The organism is Streptomyces sp. NPDC006265 (assembly GCF_040613555.1).
Lineage (GTDB): Bacteria > Actinomycetota > Actinomycetes > Streptomycetales > Streptomycetaceae > Streptomyces.
Genome location: NZ_JBEXSH010001065.1, coordinates 1 through 2,714 on the forward strand (window position 1 = coordinate 1; position 2,714 = coordinate 2,714).

The 2,714-nt window shown below is 71.6% G+C and carries 3 protein-coding genes and 1 pseudogene; all 4 read left to right on the forward strand.

Annotated elements, in window-relative coordinates; genetic code table 11:
* Positions 1 to 1,243, forward strand: a 1,243-nt coding sequence (locus tag ABZ281_RS45250) for an NAD+ synthase (RefSeq protein WP_356664189.1), incomplete at its 5' end; no start/stop codon positions are given.
* A 55-nt stretch (positions 1,244 to 1,298) separates the two neighbouring features.
* On the forward strand, positions 1,299 to 1,601 hold the full coding sequence (locus ABZ281_RS45255) for a metalloregulator ArsR/SmtB family transcription factor (RefSeq protein WP_356664191.1): 303 nt from the start codon (positions 1,299 to 1,301) through the stop codon (positions 1,599 to 1,601).
* The gene (locus tag ABZ281_RS45260) at positions 1,598 to 1,993 is read left to right on the forward strand and encodes a VOC family protein (RefSeq protein WP_356664193.1); all 396 of its coding nucleotides are present in this window, start codon (positions 1,598 to 1,600) and stop codon (positions 1,991 to 1,993) included. Before ABZ281_RS45255 ends, ABZ281_RS45260 begins: the two co-directional genes overlap by 4 nt.
* A 45-nt stretch (positions 1,994 to 2,038) precedes the next feature.
* A pseudogene (locus tag ABZ281_RS45265) lies at positions 2,039 to 2,714 on the forward strand (haloacid dehalogenase type II); the annotation flags it as partial.

Here is a 2,714-nt window from a genome sequence, read left to right on the forward strand (position 1 = left end):
GGTCCCCGCCGCCCGTTCGGCGCAGGCGGGCCTGCTGGTCTCGATCAACGCCTCCCCCTATGAGCGCAACAAGGACGACACGCGCCTGGAGCTGGTCCGCAAGCGGGCCCAGGAGGCCGGCTGCACCACGGCGTACCTGGCCATGATCGGCGGCCAGGACGAGCTGGTGTTCGACGGCGACTCGATCGTGGTCGACCGGGACGGCGAGGTCATGGCGCGGGCACCGCAGTTCTCCGAGGGGTGCGTGGTCCTGGACCTGGATCTGCCGGCGGCGTCGGCGGACGCGCCGACGGGCGTGGTCGACGACGGTCTGCGCATCGACCGGGTCGTCCTCTCGCAGGAGCCGCTCGCCCCGTACGAGCCCGAGCTCACGGGCGGCTACGCGGACCGTCTGGAGGACGACGAGGAGGTCTACTCGGCGCTGGTCGTGGGCCTGCGGGCGTACGTCGCGAAGAACGGCTTCACCTCGGTCCTGATCGGCCTGTCGGGCGGCATCGACTCGGCGCTGGTCGCGGCGATCGCGTGCGACGCGGTGGGCGCGCAGAACGTGTACGGCGTGTCGATGCCGTCGAAGTACTCCTCGGACCACTCCAAGGACGACGCGGCCGAACTGGCCCGCCGCACGGGTCTGAACTACCGCACGGTCGCGATCGAGCCGATGTTCGACGCCTACATGGGCTCGCTGGGGCTCACGGGCCTGGCGGAGGAGAACCTCCAGTCGCGCCTGCGCGGCACGCTGCTCATGGCGATCTCCAACCAGGAGGGCCACATCGTCCTGGCCCCCGGCAACAAGTCGGAGCTGGCGGTCGGCTACTCGACGCTCTACGGCGACTCGGTCGGGGCGTACGGCCCGATCAAGGACGTCTACAAGACGTCGGTCTTCCGCCTCGCCGAGTGGCGCAACCGGGCCGCCGGGGAGCGCGGCCAGACCCCGCCGATCCCCGAGAGCTCCATCAGCAAGCCCCCGAGCGCGGAGCTGCGCCCGGGCCAGGTGGACACGGACTCGCTGCCCGACTACCCGGTGCTGGACGCGATCCTGGAGCTGTACGTCGACCGGGACCGGGGCGCGGACGAGATCGTGGCGGCCGGGTTCGACGCGGAGCTGGTCGCGAAGACGCTGCGCATGGTCGACACGGCCGAGTACAAGCGGCGCCAGTACCCGCCGGGTACGAAGATCTCCCCGAAGGGCTTCGGCAAGGACCGCCGCCTGCCGATCACGAACGGGTGGCGGGAGTCGCTCTGAGGGACGGGCCGGGAGGACCTTGATAGGCAAGTGGACACTTGCCTATCCTGGGGTCGTGGCCGATGACCTTTTCAAAGCCTTGGCCGACCCCACCCGTCGCACCATCCTCGACGAGCTCGCGGAGAAGTCCGGGCAGACGCTGTTCGAGATCTGCTCGCGGCTGAGCATGAAGCACCGGCTCGGCATCTCGCGCCAGGCGGTCTCCCAGCACCTCGCTGTGCTGGAGGCCGCCGGGCTCGTCGAGACCAGACGGGAGGGCCGTTACAAGTTCCACGACCTGAACGCGGCCCCGCTGCGCCACATCACCGCGCGATGGCTCGACCGCGGGGCACCCGGACCCGAAGAGAGCACCCCATGAAGATCCATCTCACCAGCGTCTTCGTCGACGACCAGGCCGAGGCCCTGCGCTTCTACACCGAGGTCCTCGGCTTCGTGAAGAAGTACGACGTCCCCTTGGGCGAGACGCACCGGTGGCTGACCGTCGTCTCCCCCGAGAACCCCGGCGGCACGGAGCTGCTCCTGGAGCCCGCCGGTCACCCGGCCGTCAAGCCCTACCGTGACGCGCTCGCCGCCGACGGCATCCCGCTCGCCCAGTTCGCCGTCGCCGACGTGCGGGCCGAGTACGCGCGCCTGAGCGGCCTCGGCGTCCGCTTCACCCAGGAACCGCTGGACATGGGCCCCGTGACCACGGCCGTCTTCGACGACACCTGCGGCAACCTGGTCCAGATCGCGACCCAGCCGCAGGAGTAGGCCGGCACCCCTGCGGTGGTCGGTGGACGAAACCCGGGAGAACGCATGGCGGAGATCCGCGGCATCGACGTCGTCGTCTTCGACGTCCTCGGCACCATGGTCGACGAACCCGGCGGCCTTCGCGCGGCCGTACAGGAAGCGACACGGCTGCCCGACGCGGCGGCCGTCGACGAGCTCGTCGACCTGTGGCAGCAGCACGGCGAGCAGGAGCAGGAACGCATCCGGCGGGGGCTGCGCCCGTACGCGAGCACCGAGGTCCTCGACGCCGAGGCCGCCCGGTTCGTGGCCGGCCGCGCCGGAGTCACCGACCCGGAGGCCGTCGCCCGGCCGGCCATGGCGGGGCGGCGCCTGCCCCCCGTGGCCGGACTCCGCCGCCGGGCTGGAGCGGCTCGCCCGGCGGTTCCCCGTGCTCGGGCTGTCCAACGCCGGCCGCACGACCCTGCTGCACCTCAACGCGCATACCGGGCTGCGCTGGCATCAGGCCTTGTCCGCCGAGGCGGCCCTGGCCTACAAGCCGGCGCCGGAGGTGTACCGACTCGCCCTCGACAGCGCCGGATGCCCACCGGAGCGCGTGCTGATGGTGGCCGCCCACGCCTGGGACCTGCGCGGTGCGCCGGCGGCCGGCCTGCGCACCGCCAACGTGCACCGCCCGGGCGGGGACCCCCCCGCGGACACCGACAGATCGGAAGAGCGGCGGGTAGGGGAAGAGGGTAATAAGTTT

Excerpts from the sequence above, each read along its gene's own strand:
- ABZ281_RS45260 (WP_356664193.1), top strand. The coding sequence starts at position 1,598 with ATGAAGATCCATCTCACCAGCGTCTTCGTCGACGACCAGGCCGAGGCC.